Genomic DNA, 15,534 nt, shown 5'->3' with positions numbered 1-15,534 from the left:
GAGTCCGTTTAGAAAAATCGCTTTTTCAAAATGAATGGTTGGGGGAAATTGAACCCCTTGGTCCGTTCCTTTTGAAAAAATGATTTTTTATTCTGGAGCACATTCATGAACACACCTGTGATGCAAGGCTTGAACCTCAACGCCCCGAGTTTTGTCAAAAACGCGAAACTGATCGCCTGGGTTGCCGACATGGTCGCCCTCACCAAACCCGCCAGCATTTACTGGTGCGATGGCTCCGACGAAGAATACGCCCGCCTGTGCCAGCTGCTGGTCACTGCCGGCACCTTCAAAAAGCTCAATGAAGCCAAGCGCCCGAACAGCTTCCTGGCCTGCTCCGACCCGAGCGACGTAGCGCGCGTCGAAGACCGCACCTTTATCTGCTCCGAGAAAAAGGAAAACGCCGGCCCGACCAACAACTGGATGGCGCCCGCCGAAATGCGCGCCCTGCTGCAACAAGGCGCTGGCGAGACCAAAGCCCTGTTTGACGGCTGCATGAAGGGCCGCACGATGTACGTGGTGCCGTTCTCCATGGGTCCGCTGGGCTCGCACATTGCCCACATCGGCATTGAATTGACCGACAGCGCTTATGTCGCCGTTAACCAGAAAATCATGACGCGCATGGGCAAAGCCGTGTACGACGTGCTGGGTACCGATGGTGATTTCGTCCCCTGCATGCACACCGTGGCGGCACCGCTGGAAGCCGGTCAGGCTGACGTGTCGTGGCCTTGCAACAAGAACAAATACATTGTTCATTACCCAGAAACCCGTGAAATCTGGAGCTATGGCTCCGGTTACGGCGGCAATGCCTTGCTGGGCAAGAAGTGTTTTGCCCTGCGCATCGCCTCCAACATGGGACGCGACCAGGGTTGGTTGGCCGAGCACATGCTGATTTTGGGTGTGACATCGCCCAAGGGCAAAAAATACCATGTGGCAGCCGCTTTCCCGAGCGCTTGCGGCAAGACCAACTTCTCCATGCTGGTGCCACCGGCTGGTTTTGACGGCTGGAGCGTGACCACCATTGGTGACGACATCGCCTGGATCAAACCGCACGCCGACGGCAAGATGTACGCCATCAACCCGGAAGCCGGTTACTTTGGCGTCGCCCCCGGCACCAACTACCACACCAACCCCAACTGCATGGCCAGCCTGGACAAAGACGTGATTTTCACCAACGTGGCCCTGACCGATGACGGCGACGTCTGGTGGGAAGGCATGGAAAAAGACGGTGGCGGCGTGCCCGCACACCTGATCGACTGGCAAGGCAACGACTGGACCCCCGAGATCGCCAAGCAAACCGGCGCCAAGGCGGCCCACCCGAACTCACGGTTCACCGTCGCGGCCGGCAACAACCCGGCGCTCGATCCGGAATGGGACAACCCGGCTGGTGTGGCAATTGATGCCTTCATCTTCGGTGGCCGTCGCTCCACCACCGTGCCGCTGGTGACCGAAGCCCGCACCTGGATGGAAGGCGTTTACATGGCCGCCACCATGGGTTCCGAGACCACCGCAGCTGCCGTCGGCCAAATGGGCGTGGTGCGCCGCGACCCGTTCGCCATGCTGCCGTTCTGCGGCTACAACATGAGCGATTACTTCCAGCATTGGCTCGACATGGAGCACAAGCTCGAAGCGTCCGGCGGCACTTTGCCCAGCATCTACTGTGTCAACTGGTTCCGCAAGGGCGACGATGGCAAGTTTGTCTGGCCTGGCTACGGCGAGAACATGCGCGTGCTGAAGTGGATGATCGACCGCCTTGAAGGCCAGGCACCCGGTAAAGACAATTTGTTTGGCATCAGCCCGACCTATGACGAAATCACCTGGACCGGCCTCGACTTCACGGCTGAACAGTTCAACACCGTGACCAGCATTGACAAAGCGGCCTGGACCGAAGAGCTCAAGCTGCACACCGCGCTGTTTGAGCAACTGGCCTACCATCTGCCGAAAGAATTGACAGCGACCAAGGCGCAAATCGAAAAGCGTTTGATAGCCTGAAGCGGTCAGCCTGAATAACTGACAAAGTGCATGATCTGCACTTTGTCAGAGAAGCCCCGGGTCAACATCCCGGACAAAAAAAAGCCACCGAACCCGGTGGCTTTTTTACATCTGCGGCGCACGCCGCAAAAAATTTAGCTGATCAGCGTTCGTTACGCGTCTTGGCGGCGGTCAGTTCCGACATCACGCGCGGATCGGTCTTGGCAATGGCCCACAGGCGCTTGTCAGCCCGGGTTTTGGCCACCCGCACCGACCAAGCATCCAGCGAATTCACGACAGTGACCGCCAACTTACGTGCAGCACCCGCAAACAGCGCCAGGGCCGAAAAGCCGACCACCCACAAAGCGACCCAGGCCACCATCAGGTGACCGTCAGCCCATGTGTCAATCAGCTGGTCCGCCACCACCACCAGGGCCGAGACCATGGCGGTCAGCAACATGGCGCTCAGGCCCTTGGTGCTGTCGAAGCCACGATGCGTCGCGCTCGTCGCACCAGCCACCGCTGCATGGCGGGCAACGCCGGCATGTTGCGCAGGAAAACGGGATTGTGTAAAGCTGACCATGGTGAAATATTCCTTAATGTTTTACCGGATGGGTAGAAACGAGTGCTGATATTAGGGTTAGCCCTGATATTTCGCAAGTTTATTTGCATAATGGCGTCTATTCATATCAGTGATTTAATAGACCCATGGATACCACCAATTTCAAGACACTCGACCTGAACCTGCTCCGTGTTTTCGACGAAGTCATGACCGAACGCAGCCTGACCCGGGCCGCGCTCAAGCTCTCCATCACGCAACCGGCGGTGAGCAACGCGCTGCGCCGGTTCCGGGAGGCGATGGGGGACGAACTGATCAAACGCAGCGGCCAGGTGATGGCGCCAACACCGCGGGCGCTGGCGTTGTGGCCCGCCGTGCGCGAAGCACTGCGCCAGTTGCAGGAGGTCATCACGCCCAGCCACTTTGTCCCGGAACAGGCCACTACCACCTTTGTGCTGGCCATGGCGGACGCCACCGCCGCAAAACTGATGCCGGGCCTGGTTGAGATCATGGACCGCGATGCGCCGGGCATCTCGATCCGGGTGGTGCCGCTCACCACACGCGACCCGCGCCGCCTGCTTGACCTGGAAGCTGTCGATCTGGCGATTGGCTACTTTCCCGCCGTGTTCGCCGACCTGACGGCGCGGGCGCAGGCCGGCGAGGCGGTGGCGTTCGCGCAGCAACGGCTGTACAGCGGTGAATACGTTTGCGTCATGCGCCGTGACCACCCGCTGGCCAAAGGCCCCTTCACGCTCAACCGCTATTGCGCGGCGCGGCACCTGCTGGTGAGCTTTTCCGGTCGCCCCTTTGGCTTTGTGGACGAAGCATTGGCGCTGCTGGGGCGCGAACGCCGCATTGTCCTCACGGTCAATCAGTTCTTTACCGCCGGCAAGGTGGTGGCCCACTCCAACCTGCTGACCGTCCTGCCGCGCCACTTTGTGAGCGTCACGGGGTTCGCGGAGCAACTGGTGTTGCGGGCGTTGCCCTACCCGGTGCCAACGGTGCAGATCGACGCCCTCTGGCACCACCGGCTCCACCGCATCAGTGCCCATGAATGGCTGCGCGCCACCATCGCCACGGTGGCCAAGTCGGCCTTTACCAGTTGACGCGGAACGCCAGCGCGCCCGCCAGCACGGACAATGGCCGGATGAAGATTCAACTCCTGTCCGACCTGCACCTCGAAGTTCACCCGGCCTGGGTGCCCACGCCGGCGCCGGGTGCCGACCTGCTGGTGCTGGCCGGCGACATCGGTTCTTACCAGCCCGGCTCGCTGCTGCTGGACAGCGACTTTGGCCTGGCCCGCTTTTCTCCGCACCACGGCTGGCCCACACCGGTGCTGTTTGTGCCCGGCAACCATGAGTACGACGGCATGGATTTTGATGTGGCGCATGCGCGCCTGCGCGAGACCTGCGCGCGGCTGGGCATCACCTGGCTGGAGCGGGAAGTCATCCGCTGGTCGGCCGCGCCGGGGAAAGCCGTGCGTTTTATCGGCACCACGCTGTGGACCGATTTCGATGCGCTCGGTCCACCGGCGTCCGAGACGGAAACTGCCACCGCCGGCCTGCTCAACCAGCAACTCAAAACCCGTGACAAGGCGTTTCGCGCTGCCAACTACTACCTGAAGAAGACGGGCAGCACCCGGCACGGCCAAGCGATGCTGGCCGAGGCGGTACGCGCACAAGCCCTGCTGTGCCAGGACTGGTTGACCAAAGCCCTGGCCGAGCCGTTTGCCGGCACGACGGTGGTGGTGACCCACTTTGCGCCCAGCCTGCTGAGCGCCGACCCGCGCTACGGACTGACACCCGGCACCGCCGGCTTTTGCAATGCGCTGGACCACTTGCTGCCGCACGCGCAGCTGTGGTTGCACGGTCACCTGCATGCGCCGAATGACTACGTTAAAAGCGGCTGCCACGTCATCGCCAACCCCTTGGGTTACGCCCGCAAAAACGAACAATCAGCGTTTCGTGAGGCTTTTTGTATCGAACTGTGAGCGCCACTGCGGCCCTTAGCTACACTGCAGTTTTTAAAGCGGAGCCCCACAATGAAAATTCTTCTCGCCGTCGATGGCAGTCCGTACACCAAAAAAATGCTGGCCTACCTGACCACGCATGATTTGTTCACCCAAGGCAACGAATACACCGTGTTCACGGTGCAGCCGGTGCTGCCACCGCGTGCCCGCGCCGCCGTTGGCAAGGAAATTGTGGATAAATACTATACCGACGAGGCTGAGAAGATCCTGGCGCCAGTGTCCAAGTTTCTGTTGCGCCATGGCATCGACGCCAAGAGCAGCTGGAAGACCGGCCATGCGGGCGAAACGGTTGCCAAATTCGCCGACAGCGGCAAGTTCGACCTGCTCGTCATGGGCTCCCACGGCCACGGCACGTTGGTCAATCTGGTGATGGGCTCGGTGGCCACCGAAGTGCTGGCGCATTGCAAGGTGCCGGTGCTGCTGGTGCGCTAAAGCCAGCCAGCGCAAACTACATCGCTATTATTTTTATAGCTAGTTGCGCTTATGTGACGGGGGCTAGCGGGCTATTTAACTCTTAAGCCAAGGCCCCACGACGGCCGCTTCCTGCAAGCGCCGTCGGGCCCCTTCACCCTCCTCAATATTCCCAGAAGATGCGCTGCAGCTCTTTGCTGTCATTGGTCTGGGTCAGCGCCACCGCCGCCAGGATCCGGGCTTTTTGCGGATTCAAATCATGCGCTACCACCCAGTCGTACTTGTCGTCGGGTTGCTCGGCATTGCGCAGCACAAAGCCTTCGGGCACGCGGGACGAGCGAATCACCTGGATGCCGGCGCTGCGCATGGCTTGCAGCGCGGGCACGATGCGGTCCGCCACCGAGCCGTTGCCGGGGCCGCCATGGATCACGGCCTTGATGCCGGTCTTGGCCAGCGCATCAAAGCCGGTGCGGGGCACGTTGCCGTAGCTGTAAATGATCTCGACCGGGGCCAGTTCGCTGATGCTGTCGATGTTGAACTCGGACTGCGCCGTGTGGCGTTTGACCGGGGCGCGGAACCAGTAGTTCTTGCCCTCGATCACCAGGCCCAGCGCGCCCCATTGGCTGCGGAAGGCTTCCACCTTGAGGTTGACGGACTTGACCACGTCGCGGCCACTTTGGATGCTGTCGTTCATCGTCACCAGCACACCCTTGCCAGCCGCGTCTTTGCTGGCCGCCACCGTGACGGCGTCCAGCAAGTTCAGCGCGCCGTCCGCCGACAGGGCGGTTCCGGGACGCATCGAACCGACCACCACGATCGGCTTGTCGGTGTGCACCACCAGGTTCAGGAAAAAGGCGGTTTCTTCCAGCGTGTCGGTACCGTGGGTGATGACCACGCCGTCCACATCCGCTTGCTTGACCAGCGCCGACACCCGTTTGCCCAAGGTCATGAGCTGGGTGTTGGTAAAGCTCTCCGAGGCAATCTGGAACACCTGTTCACCCTTGACGTTGGCCACGTTGGCCAATTCTGGCAGGCCCGCCAGCAATTTGTCGACCGGCACTTTGGCGGCGGCGTAGGTGGCGCTGTTGACGGCGGAAGCACCGGCGCCGGCAATGGTGCCGCCGGTGGCCAGCACCACGATGTTGGGCTTGGCGACCTGGGCCTGGGCCAAGGGGACCAGCGTGGCCAGGACCGCCAAAGCGAACCCTGCCATGAACTGCCTGATTTTGAAATGAACGCGCATGGAGATGCTCCTGTAACTATTGTGATTGTGAGAAATCGCCTCCCATCGGAGGTGCCTGATGGTATCGGCGCCCACCCGAAATGGACAGCGGCGATCCATGCTTTCTTCTCATAACCCCATGACAGGCGGGTCAGCGGGCATTCAGTCCGTCAAAACAGGTGCTGAGCACCAGCGCCACAATTTGTTCGTCCTGGTACAGACCACCCATCTTCAGGAACTCCAGCACCGGATCGCAGGCGCGGGCAAAGAAGGTGTACAAAATGGCAATCGCCGGCAAATCGGGGTTGAGTTCCCCCGCCGCCTGGGCGGCTTCAATCCACGCGCCCAGCCGGTCGCTCACGTCCATCAAGCCATCCATGTAGTCCTTGTTGCCGATCAACGTGGCGCGCAGGCTGGAGTTCTGGCTCGGCAGCGACGGCATGTCGCCCGCCAGCTTGACTTCCAGCGTCCAGCGCACCACGCTGCGCAGCTTGTCCAGCGGCGTACCCTCGGCCGGCAGCGCGCTGATAAAGTCCTGCGCCCGGCGCATCACACGCACCATGGCGGCAGCGGCCAATTCTTCTTTGCTGGCAAAGTGCTTGTAGAGGCTGGCTTTGGCGATGCCCACTTGCGCTGCGACTTCGTCCACCGTCATGGCTTCAAAACCCTTTTCGGCCAGCAGCCGGTTGACCGTTTGCACGATGGCCTCTTCACGCGCCTTGAGCATTTGCTGTTTGAAGGAGATTTTGACGACGCAGGTGGGTTTCATGCCCGAATTTTAGCCATGGGCGTCAAAATTTGAGTGCCCCGGCTGTTTTATGACTCATTCGTCACCATGGTCAAGCGCCACCGCCGCGGCGGCCGTCAGGGCGCTGGTCAGGGCGTCCAGCACGGCCGAGTCCAGATTCCAGCAGTGCCAGTACAAGGCGACCGGCAAGGCGTGGCCGGGGGCGATGTCCAGCAGGCGACCGCTCTGCAGATGGTCGCGCACCTGCAGCTCCGGCAGCACACTGGCGCCCCAGCCGGCCAGCACAGCACGCACCTGGCCCTCCGAACTGGGCACGTACAGCTGGCTCAAGGCCACCTGCTTGAGCCCCAGCGCCCGCCCGATGAAGTCGGCCTGCAGGTCATCCTTGCGGTTAAAGGCAACAAAGGGCACAGCGCGAAAGTTGTGTGGCGTCAAACCAGCGGGGCAATGCACGGCGGCATAGCTGGCTTCGGCCACCGCCACGTAGCGCATGGCGCCCAGCGGCACCACCTTGCAGCTGCGCAAGGCCTGTTTGAGGGTGGTCACACAACCCAGTACCTGGCCCTCGCGCAGCCAGTCATGGGTGAAATCCTGGTCATCCGTGATGATCTCCAGACCGAGACCCTGGCGTGCCAGCGCGCTCAAAGCCGGCAGGGCCCAGGTGGCAATGCTGTCAGCGTTGATGGCAATCGAGATGCGCTCCTCCGCCCGCCCGCTGCCAGCGGCCCCCGGCGCCAGGTCTTTCAGATCGCGCTCCAGATCGGCCCGCAGCAGCCGCATCTGCATGGCGTGCTTGAGCAACAGCCGGCCCGCCGCGGTCGGTTTCAGCGGGCGGCTGCGCACGATCAGGACCGTGCCGACCTGGACTTCGAGCGAGCGCAGGCGCTGCGACACGGCGGACTGGGTGATCGAGAGGCGCACGGCCGCCCGCTCAAAACCGCCCTCTTCCACGATCGCCGCCAGACATTCCAGCGCGTTGGGGTCAAAAGTACTCATGCCAGTCACCTCGATAAGTAAAACTAATGTTTTCCAATAAAGTTTAATCCTGCTTTTGTTATGGCTGGACTTCCGCCACACTGCGCCTCATGAAAATCATCATTCTTGGCGCGGGCATCATTGGCGTGAGCACCGCCTGGCATCTTCTGGAGCGGGGCCATGAGGTCACGGTGGTGGAGCGGCAGCCGGATGCGGCGCTGGAAACCAGTTTTGCCAACGCGGCGCAAATCTCGGTCAGTTACTGCGAGCCTTGGGCCAACCGCGATGCGCCGCTGAAGGCGCTGAAGTGGATGTTTCGCAACGATGCCCCGCTGCTGTTTCGCCCGAAACTGGACTGGCAACAATGGCGCTGGAGCCTGCAGTTTTTGAGCCAGTGCAACGATGCCGCGTTTGAACGTAATGTGCAGCAGCTGGTGGCGCTGGGCGCCTACAGCCACGCCGCGCTGAAAGACGTGGTGCGCGCCACCGACATCGCCTATTCGCGGCTGGAGCGTGGCATTGCCCACTATTACACCGACCAGAAATCATTCGACACCGCCAGCGATGCCGCCGCGTTGATGCGCAAGTACGGCGTCTCGCGCCGGGTGGTCAGCCGCGACGAGTTGCTGCGCATCGAGCCTGCGTTCCAGCCCTTTGCGCACCGCATCGTGGGCGGCACCTTCACCGCCAGCGATGAGTCCGGTGACGCCCGCGTCTTCACCCAGGCGCTGGCGGCGCGTTGCATCGCACGCGGTGCCGAGTTTTTGTACAGCCACGATGTGGTGCGCCTGAACAAAGTGGGTGACGCTATAGATTCAATAGCTGTCTGCGCAAACAACACGGGGGCTGGTGGCCAAAATGATTCAAAGAAACAGCGCCTACTGAAAGCCGACCAGTTTGTGGCGGCCTGCGGCTCTTACACGGCGCCGCTGTTGCGCACCGTCGGCGTGGACCTGCCGATCTACCCCGGCAAGGGCTACAGCGCCACCTTTCCCATCTTGCGGCCCGAGGCGGCGCCGCTGGTCTCCACCATCGACGACGAAAAGAAAATCGCCATCAGCCGCCTGGGCGACCAGCTGCGCGTGGCCGGCACGATTGAAATCGGCGGTTATGACCTGACGCTTGATTCGCCGGTGGCACGCGCCCGCTGCCAGATGCTGTCCGACCGCATCGAGGCCGTGCTGCCCGGCGTCTGCGACACGCGCAACGAAGCCCAGGGTGGCACGCCAAATTACTGGGCCGGCCTGCGCCCCGCCACGCCGACCAACATTCCCTACATTGGCAAAACCCGGGTGGGCAAACTGTGGATCAATGCCGGCCACGGCACGCTGGGCTGGACGCATGGCGCCGGTTCCGGCAAAGCCCTGGCCGAGCTCATCAGCGGCCAGCAGCCGGACTTGGCGTTTGGTTTTCACGGCTTCGCCGCGGCGCGCCAAACCGACCTGACATCGGTCCCGCTAGCGGGTTGAGCCCGTCGCCCATGCCGCGTCCAACCCAGCGGATTGTCCTGATAAAACGAATTCAAAGCGATTCAAAGCGGCAAGACCAGGCGCAGTCCCAGCGTCCAGTTTCGGCCGGGGGCCGGCTCATAAAACTGGGACAGGGCCTGATTGACAATGACCGAGCCCACATAGCGCTCGTCGGTCAGGTTGTCGATACGGCCATAGGCCGTCAGGCTGCCCGCACCCATGGCCCAGCCGTGACTGGCTTTCAAACTCAGGGTGGTGTAACCATCGGCCGATGCGGTGTTCGTGTCGTTGGCATACAGCCGGCCGGCCTGTGTCAGCTCAATGCCAGCCTGAGCGCCCAGGCCAGCACCCTTTTTGCTGCTGCTCATGGTTTGACTGGCCCAAAGTAGTTCGGAATAGAGAAAGCGCTGGGGAATGCCGGGAAGCTGGTTACCGGCCAGCACGGTCGAAGCCCCGCTGGTGAACGTTCTTGAAAACGTCGCATCGATCTGGGAGGCGGCCAAGGTGGCACGCAGGTGCGGCGTGAGCAGCGTGCTGCCGGAGAGTTCCCAGCCGGTGCGCGTGGTCCCGGGCGCGTTCTTGTAGGTGGAGCTGCCGCCGTTGTTGCTGGCAACCACGATCTCGTCCGCGGAGTCGATCTGGTAGACCGTGAAATCCAGGCGGGACTGTGGCGTCGGTGCCCACTTGGCCCCCACTTCGTAGTGCTGACTGCTGGCGGCATTGACCGACGTATTGAAGGCCGGCACACCGGCACCGCTGTAGGCCACCTCGGCCAGTGTGGGACTTTCGAAGCCCTTGCCATAGTTGGCATACAGATTGAGGCTGTCAGTGACGTGGTAGGTCAGCCCCAGCACCGGGCTGCTCGCCTGGTAGCTGACCGAACCGGAACCATTGCCATCGCTCAGGTAGTTGTCCGCACTCGTCAAGCGGACCGTGCTGTAGCGCAAACCCGCGACCAGCGACACTTTGTCCGAAACCAGCGAGCTCGCCTGGACAAACAGATCACTGTTTTCGGCCTGGTTGTCTTCGTTGCGCGTATTGCTTGTTTTGACGCCCAGTGCGGCCGCACCGCCCTGACGCAACTCCTGAGAACGATCAAACTCGTACCCCATGACCCAAGCCACCGGCCGGCCGGCCATCGTCGTTTGGGCGTTGTACTGCAGGCCGGTGCCGTAGTAATCCCGGTTCAACCCAACCCAGCCACCGGTGACGCCAGCGGTCTGGAATTGCAAATTGTCCCGCGTGCCGTAATACAGGCGCGCCGTGACGGAACGGTCGGCATCGATGGTGTGGATCAGCGAGCTTCCCAGCTGATTCTGGAGCACGACTTTGCGAATGCCCCGGCTGACCGCATTGCTGCCGGCCTGTGCCGGGTTGGCGGCCAGTTGGGCGGCGGTCAGTCCGAGCGGATCTTGCGCCAGCGGCATGTCGAACTGGTTGAACACCACATTCACCTGCGTCTTCTCACTGGCGTTGAAACTCAGTTTGCCATTGAACTGCTTGCGCTCGGTCTTGCTGTTGTCGCGGTAGCCATTGGTGTCAAACGTGCTGTAGTCGGCCACCAGGCCATAGTCGCCGACGCGGCCGGCGTATTGCCAGTCCGAGCGGTGCATGCCGTAGGAACCAAGGTAATACTGCGCCCCGAATTCGGGCTGTTCGGGCGCCTCGCGGGTAAAGGCCTGGATCACGCCGCCCGCCGAATTGCCATACAGCTGCGCCAGCGGCCCACGCAACACTTCGATGCGGTCGGTGGAGGTCAGGCTGATCGACGATCCCTGGCCCTGGCCGTCCGGCGTGGTGGCCGGAATGCCGTCGACCAGCAGGCGGATACCGCGGATGCCAAAGGCTGAGCGCGCGCCAAAGCCACGAATGGACACCTGCAGATCCTGCGCATAGTTCTGCCGGTTCAGGATCGTCAGGCCGGGCACCCGGTTCAGTGACTCCGACAGGTTGACTTGCGGACCGGCATTTTCTATCGTCGCACGGTCTACCGACTGGATGGCGGCGGGCGCATCAAAGCTGCGTTGCTCGGCGCGTGAGGCCGACACCACCATCTCCTCCAGTGTTTGCGCCTTCGCCAAGGAACCGTACAGGAAGGTCACCGTCAGGGCCAAGGCAGTCTTGACGAACAACGCGCCTCCCTTTTTTTGTCTTGCGTACTTCATATCTATTTTTTCTTGATGAATTCTTAGGTTTCAAGGCGCAGGAATAAACGCACAAAAAAGAGGCCCGACGCGTCAAAGCGTCGGGCCCAGACGGCTTAGACCAATCAAGGCTTGCACACGTCCAGCGCTACCGCGTTGTACCACCCGGCAGCAGCGGCAATGTCATCATCCGTCAAAGGCTTGGCGATGACGTTCATCACCGCATGTTGACGGCTACCGCTGCGAAAGGCTTTCAATTGTGTTATCAGGTACATGCGGGGCTGGCCGGCCAAGTGGGGGGCATCCGGCGTATTGCTGTGGCCCAACAGGCCATGGCACATGATGCACTGCGGCACAGGACGGGGCCCATTGGCGCCGTCCTGTGCCAATGCAGATCCGGCCACCAGCAGCACGCTGCCAACCCATCTGACGCAGACCTGCATCGGCTTCACAGGCCCACGTAGCTGATGCGGTAGAGTGCGCCGGCGTAGTCGTCAGAGACCAGCATGGAGCCGTCTTTCATCACCGCCACGTCCACCGGACGCCCACGGTAGGTGCCGGTTTCGCTGTCCAGCCAGCCGTCGGCGAAGACCTCGGTCTTGTCAGCGTGGCCGTCGGGTTTCAGGTAGGTCACCATCACGCGTGCGCCAATCGGCTTGGTTCTATTCCAGGAGCCATGCTGGGCCGAGAAAATCGCACCCTGGTACTTGGCCGGGAACTTCTTGCCCGTGTAGAAAGTCATGCCAAGGTCGGCGGCATGCGCTTCCATGAACACCTCGGCGCTGGTGGTGTTGGCCGGGATCGGGTCCTTGTCGTAACCGAATTCGGTGATGCGCGTCTTGCCCTGGATATACGGGTAACCGAAGAACATGCCAGGTTTGTTGGCCCGGTTGATCTCGCCGGCCGGGATGTCGTCGCCCATGCCATCGGTCTGGTTGTCCGTGAACCAGAGGCTGCCGTCCTTGGGGTTGAAGTCCTGGCCCACGGAATTGCGGATACCGGTGGCAAACACCTCGCGCTTGCTGCCATCAAAGGCGTTCATGCGCACGATGCCACCGAGGCCGACCTTGTTGTACAGATCGACCTTGTTGCGTGGCTGCACGTTGTGCGGCTGACCCAGCGTGACGTAGAGCAGACCATCAGGACCCACGCGGCAGGTGCGTGCGCCATGGTTGTAACTCTCTTCTTCCTCGGGGACCAGCTTGCCCTGACCCACGACTTCCATCACCGCCACGTCCGGGCCTTCATAGAAGAATTCAGCGGCGGGGAAATTGAGTATGCGGTTGTGCTCGGCCACGATCAGAAAGCCATCCTTGGTCCAGCACACGCCGTTGGGGTTGCTGAATTTCAGGGAGGGCGCGAAGGACTTGACTTCAGTCGCCATGTCGCCCGAATTGCGGTTGGTCACCGCCCACACCGTTGTTTTGCGGGTGCCGACGAACAGCATGTTGGTCGAAGGTGCAATTGCCATGTGGCGCGCATCCGGGACCACCGCGTACAGATCAATCTTGAAACCCGGCGGCAACTTCACGCGCTTTAGATTCTCACGCAACTGGTCCGCATTTTTGCCGGTTTGCGGCACCAGCGGGATGTTCAGGTCGGTGGTCGCCACCCGCATCTGTTTGAGTTTTTCGATATTTTGTGCTTGCGCCGGCAGGCTGGCGGCGAAGACAAGGGCGGCAGCCGCCGTTAGCCGCAACGCGTTCGTGGGCAGGGTGGTGGGCATAGGTGAGGTCTCCTTATTTTGTGGATGGGCTGTGGCCCTCACAGAAGTGCGGAGGACCGACACAGCGATAGCAATTGGCGTGCCAGTGAATACGGCAGTGGGCTCTGCTGGACAGCAGCTTGCATCGACCTTGGGCTGGCCTGTCCAGATTCGAACGCCCTGGTCATATCACTGTTCACTTTCTGCACAGTTGTCTCTGCGCCAACCGCCTGCTAGCATGGCCCATCTATAAAACAGGGCACACAGTTTTGATGTGCCCGAACGGAGACTCATCTTGATTCCAGCACCCCAAGAGCGGCTGCAGGCTCACGCCCGTTCCGTGCGTTCCCGCGGATTGACCCGACCCCCAGGGGGGTTGCCAGCGCCTGAGATATTGGACAGCTGGGGGCGCTGCGGCGAAGCGGGTCTCCAGGTAGATTTCGTGCCCGAGACCCTCATGGTCAGCGGGGCCGATTTGAGCCGCCGACGTGACGCGGCCGGCCTGTTGCGGCATTTGGCGCTGGCCGAGATTGAGACGCTTTCGCAGCAAATCGCCGGCTCCAATTTCCTGCTCGCTTTTGGCGATCAGGACGGTGTCCTGCTGGATTTATTCGAAGACCACCGCTTCGCCACCAGCACCTCGGGCGCGGGCATCGTAGCGGGCAGCCAATGGACAGAAAACCTTTGCGGGACCAATGGCGTGGGCACCGCACTGGCCACGGGCCGGGCCATTTCAGTGAATGGACCGGATCACTACTTTTTCCATTTCGGCGACATTTCCTGCACGGCCTCCCCCATCCGCGATGCCTGGGGTCAGGTGGTCGGCGTGCTGGACGCATCGTCGTACTTCGAGTCGCGCCAGCGTCACACCGAGGCCCTGGTGAGAATGGCTACCACGCAAATTGAAAACCTGCTCCTGACCCACCAAATGCGCGACGCTGTGGTGCTGGCCATTCACCCCCGTGCCGAATTCCTCGGCACGCTCAGCGCAGGGGTCATTGCGTTTGACCAATCGGGCGCGCTGCGGGCCGTGAATGCGCGCGCGCACGCGCTGCTAACCGGCCTGTCCCTGGCACCGGGCACCTTGTTCGAGACACTGTTCGACGCCCCGTTTGAGGCCACCCTGCAGCGTCTTCACAAGGATGGCACCGTGAACCTGAACGATGCCATGGGCAGCACGCTCGTGACCCGCGCGCATGGGGCCGCGTCGACGACAAGTGCGTCGTCCTGCATCGCACATGAAAGCCGTCCCGTTAGCGCGCACAAGGCGCCCGCCAGGACCCACAACATCAGCATCGCTGGGCGGCATTACCTGGCCGCTGACCCGGGCGTGGAAACCGCCTTGCGCACGGTGGCCGCGGCCGTGCGCATGAATGTGCCGGTGCTGATCCATGGGGAAACCGGCACAGGTAAAGAACAACTGGCACGCCACGCGCATGAGGCGAGCGGGCGCAAAGGCGCCTTTGTGGCCGTCAACTGCGGTGCGCTGCCTGCGGAACTGTTCGAGTCGGAATTGTTTGGGCACAAGGGCGGCGCATTCACCGGTGCACGCCGGGAAGACAACCCAGGCTTGCTGGCCAGCGCAGATGGGGGCACCTTGCTGCTGGACGAACTGCGCGAACTGCCGCTGGCCTTGCAGCCTGCCTTGCTGCGCTTTTTGGACGACCAGTTGGTGCGCCCCGTGGGTGGCACCCAAAGCCGCAAGGTCGACGTGCAGATTGTGGCCGCCTGCCATGCCGACCTGGAGGCCGCCGTGGCGGCCGGCCGCTTTCGCGCCGATCTGATGTACCGGCTCAACACCGTGTGCGTGGTCTTGCCACCCCTGCGCGAGCGACACGATTTTAGCGATGCGGTATGGCATGTGCTGACCGGCCTGGCCCCCGGCGCCAGCATCACCCCGGCCGCGATCAATCTGCTGGCCAGCCATCACTGGCCGGGCAACTTCCGTGAACTGCGCGCGGTCCTGACCCGCGCCCTGCTGGCCCGGGGCGCCACCGAAGCCGCGCTGGAGGCGACCGACCTGCGCCCCCACCTGCCGGTTGGCAATGGTGCCGGCCTCTCCGGTGCACCGTCTCTGCGCCTGAGTGCGACCGAGTTGGTGCTGAGGGAGTTTGAACGGACGGGCCATAACATCAGCCTCACCTCGCGCAACCTGGCTATTTCGCGAACCACGGTTTATCGCCATTTACGCGACGGTAAATCACCGCCACCGGCCTAGCGGCGCCTGGAGCCCGAAGCGAGGCCTTAGGCAAATTCAGAAACCAGACTGGCGCCAAGCCTGCTTTTGCACGAAGGTTGCAGCCC

The 15,534-nt window shown here is 62.0% G+C and carries 13 protein-coding genes; 6 read left to right on the top strand and 7 right to left on the bottom strand.

From position 1 onward, the window contains the following. The first annotated feature begins 105 nt into the window (after positions 1–105). Positions 106–1,989 carry a phosphoenolpyruvate carboxykinase (GTP) gene (locus HHJ17_RS14050; RefSeq protein WP_296496788.1) on the top strand — a complete coding sequence of 628 codons (1,884 nt, stop codon included), beginning with the start codon at positions 106–108 and terminating at the stop codon, positions 1,987–1,989. 142 nt (positions 1,990–2,131) lie between these two features. On the opposite strand, the gene HHJ17_RS14045 is transcribed toward HHJ17_RS14050, so the two are convergent. Continuing rightward, a complete protein-coding gene (locus HHJ17_RS14045) occupies positions 2,132–2,551 on the bottom strand; it encodes a hypothetical protein (RefSeq protein WP_296496786.1) in 420 nt (139 codons plus the stop codon). 125 nt (positions 2,552–2,676) lie between these two features. On the opposite strand from HHJ17_RS14045, the gene HHJ17_RS14040 reads away from it, so the two are divergent. From HHJ17_RS14040 to HHJ17_RS14030, 3 genes are read left to right on the top strand one after another with little or no spacing between them, the layout of a single operon-like run. Next, on the top strand, positions 2,677–3,633 hold the full coding sequence (locus tag HHJ17_RS14040; RefSeq protein ID WP_296496784.1) for a LysR family transcriptional regulator: 957 nt from the start codon (positions 2,677–2,679) through the stop codon (positions 3,631–3,633). Positions 3,634–3,674: 41 nt separating this feature from the next. Continuing rightward, positions 3,675–4,517 (top strand): metallophosphoesterase, encoded by an 843-nt coding sequence (locus tag HHJ17_RS14035; protein WP_296496782.1) that lies wholly within the window; start codon positions 3,675–3,677, stop codon positions 4,515–4,517. Between the two features lie 51 nt (positions 4,518–4,568). After that, a complete protein-coding gene (locus HHJ17_RS14030) occupies positions 4,569–4,988 on the top strand; it encodes a universal stress protein (protein WP_296506176.1) in 420 nt (139 codons plus the stop codon). 142 nt (positions 4,989–5,130) lie between these two features. Here HHJ17_RS14030 and HHJ17_RS14025 read toward each other — a convergent pair whose 3' ends face one another. From HHJ17_RS14025 to HHJ17_RS14015, 3 genes are all read right to left on the bottom strand, one after another. After that, positions 5,131–6,210 (bottom strand): type II asparaginase, encoded by a 1,080-nt coding sequence (locus HHJ17_RS14025; protein WP_296506175.1) that lies wholly within the window; start codon positions 6,208–6,210, stop codon positions 5,131–5,133. 130 nt (positions 6,211–6,340) lie between these two features. Beyond that, positions 6,341–6,958 carry a TetR/AcrR family transcriptional regulator gene (locus tag HHJ17_RS14020; RefSeq protein WP_296506173.1) on the bottom strand — a complete coding sequence of 206 codons (618 nt, stop codon included), beginning with the start codon at positions 6,956–6,958 and terminating at the stop codon, positions 6,341–6,343. Positions 6,959–7,012: 54 nt separating this feature from the next. After that, a complete protein-coding gene (locus tag HHJ17_RS14015; RefSeq protein ID WP_296496774.1) occupies positions 7,013–7,933 on the bottom strand; it encodes a LysR family transcriptional regulator ArgP in 921 nt (306 codons plus the stop codon). A gap of 89 nt (positions 7,934–8,022) precedes the next feature. On the opposite strand from HHJ17_RS14015, the gene HHJ17_RS14010 reads away from it, so the two are divergent. Further along, positions 8,023–9,381, top strand: coding sequence for a D-amino acid dehydrogenase (locus HHJ17_RS14010; RefSeq protein WP_296496773.1), 1,359 nt, complete (start codon positions 8,023–8,025; stop codon positions 9,379–9,381). A gap of 62 nt (positions 9,382–9,443) precedes the next feature. Here the strand turns inward: HHJ17_RS14010 and HHJ17_RS14005 are convergent, their stop codons facing one another. The 3 genes from HHJ17_RS14005 to HHJ17_RS13995 form a co-directional block, all read right to left on the bottom strand. Next, entirely contained in the window at positions 9,444–11,546 is a 2,103-nt protein-coding gene (locus tag HHJ17_RS14005; protein WP_296496771.1) for a TonB-dependent receptor, read from the bottom strand. 104 nt (positions 11,547–11,650) lie between these two features. Continuing rightward, a complete protein-coding gene (locus HHJ17_RS14000) occupies positions 11,651–11,968 on the bottom strand; it encodes a c-type cytochrome (RefSeq protein ID WP_296496770.1) in 318 nt (105 codons plus the stop codon). Between the two features lie 5 nt (positions 11,969–11,973). Next, complete coding sequence (locus tag HHJ17_RS13995; protein WP_296496769.1) at positions 11,974–13,251, bottom strand: PQQ-dependent sugar dehydrogenase; 1,278 nt, start codon at positions 13,249–13,251, stop codon at positions 11,974–11,976. 421 nt (positions 13,252–13,672) lie between these two features. Between HHJ17_RS13995 and HHJ17_RS13990 the strand changes: the two genes are divergently transcribed. After that, the gene (locus HHJ17_RS13990) at positions 13,673–15,448 is read left to right on the top strand and encodes a sigma 54-interacting transcriptional regulator (protein ID WP_296496768.1); all 1,776 of its coding nucleotides are present in this window, start codon (positions 13,673–13,675) and stop codon (positions 15,446–15,448) included. The last annotated feature ends 86 nt before the right edge of the window (positions 15,449–15,534 follow it).

It is taken from the genome of Rhodoferax sp., from assembly GCF_012927445.1.
In the GTDB taxonomy this organism is placed as follows: domain Bacteria; phylum Pseudomonadota; class Gammaproteobacteria; order Burkholderiales; family Burkholderiaceae_C; genus Rhodoferax.
The sequence above is the reverse complement of the archived record's forward strand: the minus strand, read 5'-3'. Positions and strand labels throughout refer to the sequence as shown.

Coding starts and splice junctions, on each gene's coding strand:
- HHJ17_RS14050 (WP_296496788.1), top strand. CDS start 106: ATGAACACACCTGTGATGCAAGGCTTGAACCTCAACGCCCCGAGTTTT.
- HHJ17_RS14045 (WP_296496786.1), bottom strand. CDS start 2,551: ATGGTCAGCTTTACACAATCCCGTTTTCCTGCGCAACATGCCGGCGTT.
- HHJ17_RS14040 (WP_296496784.1), top strand. CDS start 2,677: ATGGATACCACCAATTTCAAGACACTCGACCTGAACCTGCTCCGTGTT.
- HHJ17_RS14035 (WP_296496782.1), top strand. CDS start 3,675: ATGAAGATTCAACTCCTGTCCGACCTGCACCTCGAAGTTCACCCGGCC.
- HHJ17_RS14030 (WP_296506176.1), top strand. CDS start 4,569: ATGAAAATTCTTCTCGCCGTCGATGGCAGTCCGTACACCAAAAAAATG.
- HHJ17_RS14025 (WP_296506175.1), bottom strand. CDS start 6,210: ATGCGCGTTCATTTCAAAATCAGGCAGTTCATGGCAGGGTTCGCTTTG.
- HHJ17_RS14020 (WP_296506173.1), bottom strand. CDS start 6,958: ATGAAACCCACCTGCGTCGTCAAAATCTCCTTCAAACAGCAAATGCTC.
- HHJ17_RS14015 (WP_296496774.1), bottom strand. CDS start 7,933: ATGAGTACTTTTGACCCCAACGCGCTGGAATGTCTGGCGGCGATCGTG.
- HHJ17_RS14010 (WP_296496773.1), top strand. CDS start 8,023: ATGAAAATCATCATTCTTGGCGCGGGCATCATTGGCGTGAGCACCGCC.
- HHJ17_RS14005 (WP_296496771.1), bottom strand. CDS start 11,546: ATGAAGTACGCAAGACAAAAAAAGGGAGGCGCGTTGTTCGTCAAGACT.
- HHJ17_RS14000 (WP_296496770.1), bottom strand. CDS start 11,968: ATGCAGGTCTGCGTCAGATGGGTTGGCAGCGTGCTGCTGGTGGCCGGA.
- HHJ17_RS13995 (WP_296496769.1), bottom strand. CDS start 13,251: ATGCCCACCACCCTGCCCACGAACGCGTTGCGGCTAACGGCGGCTGCC.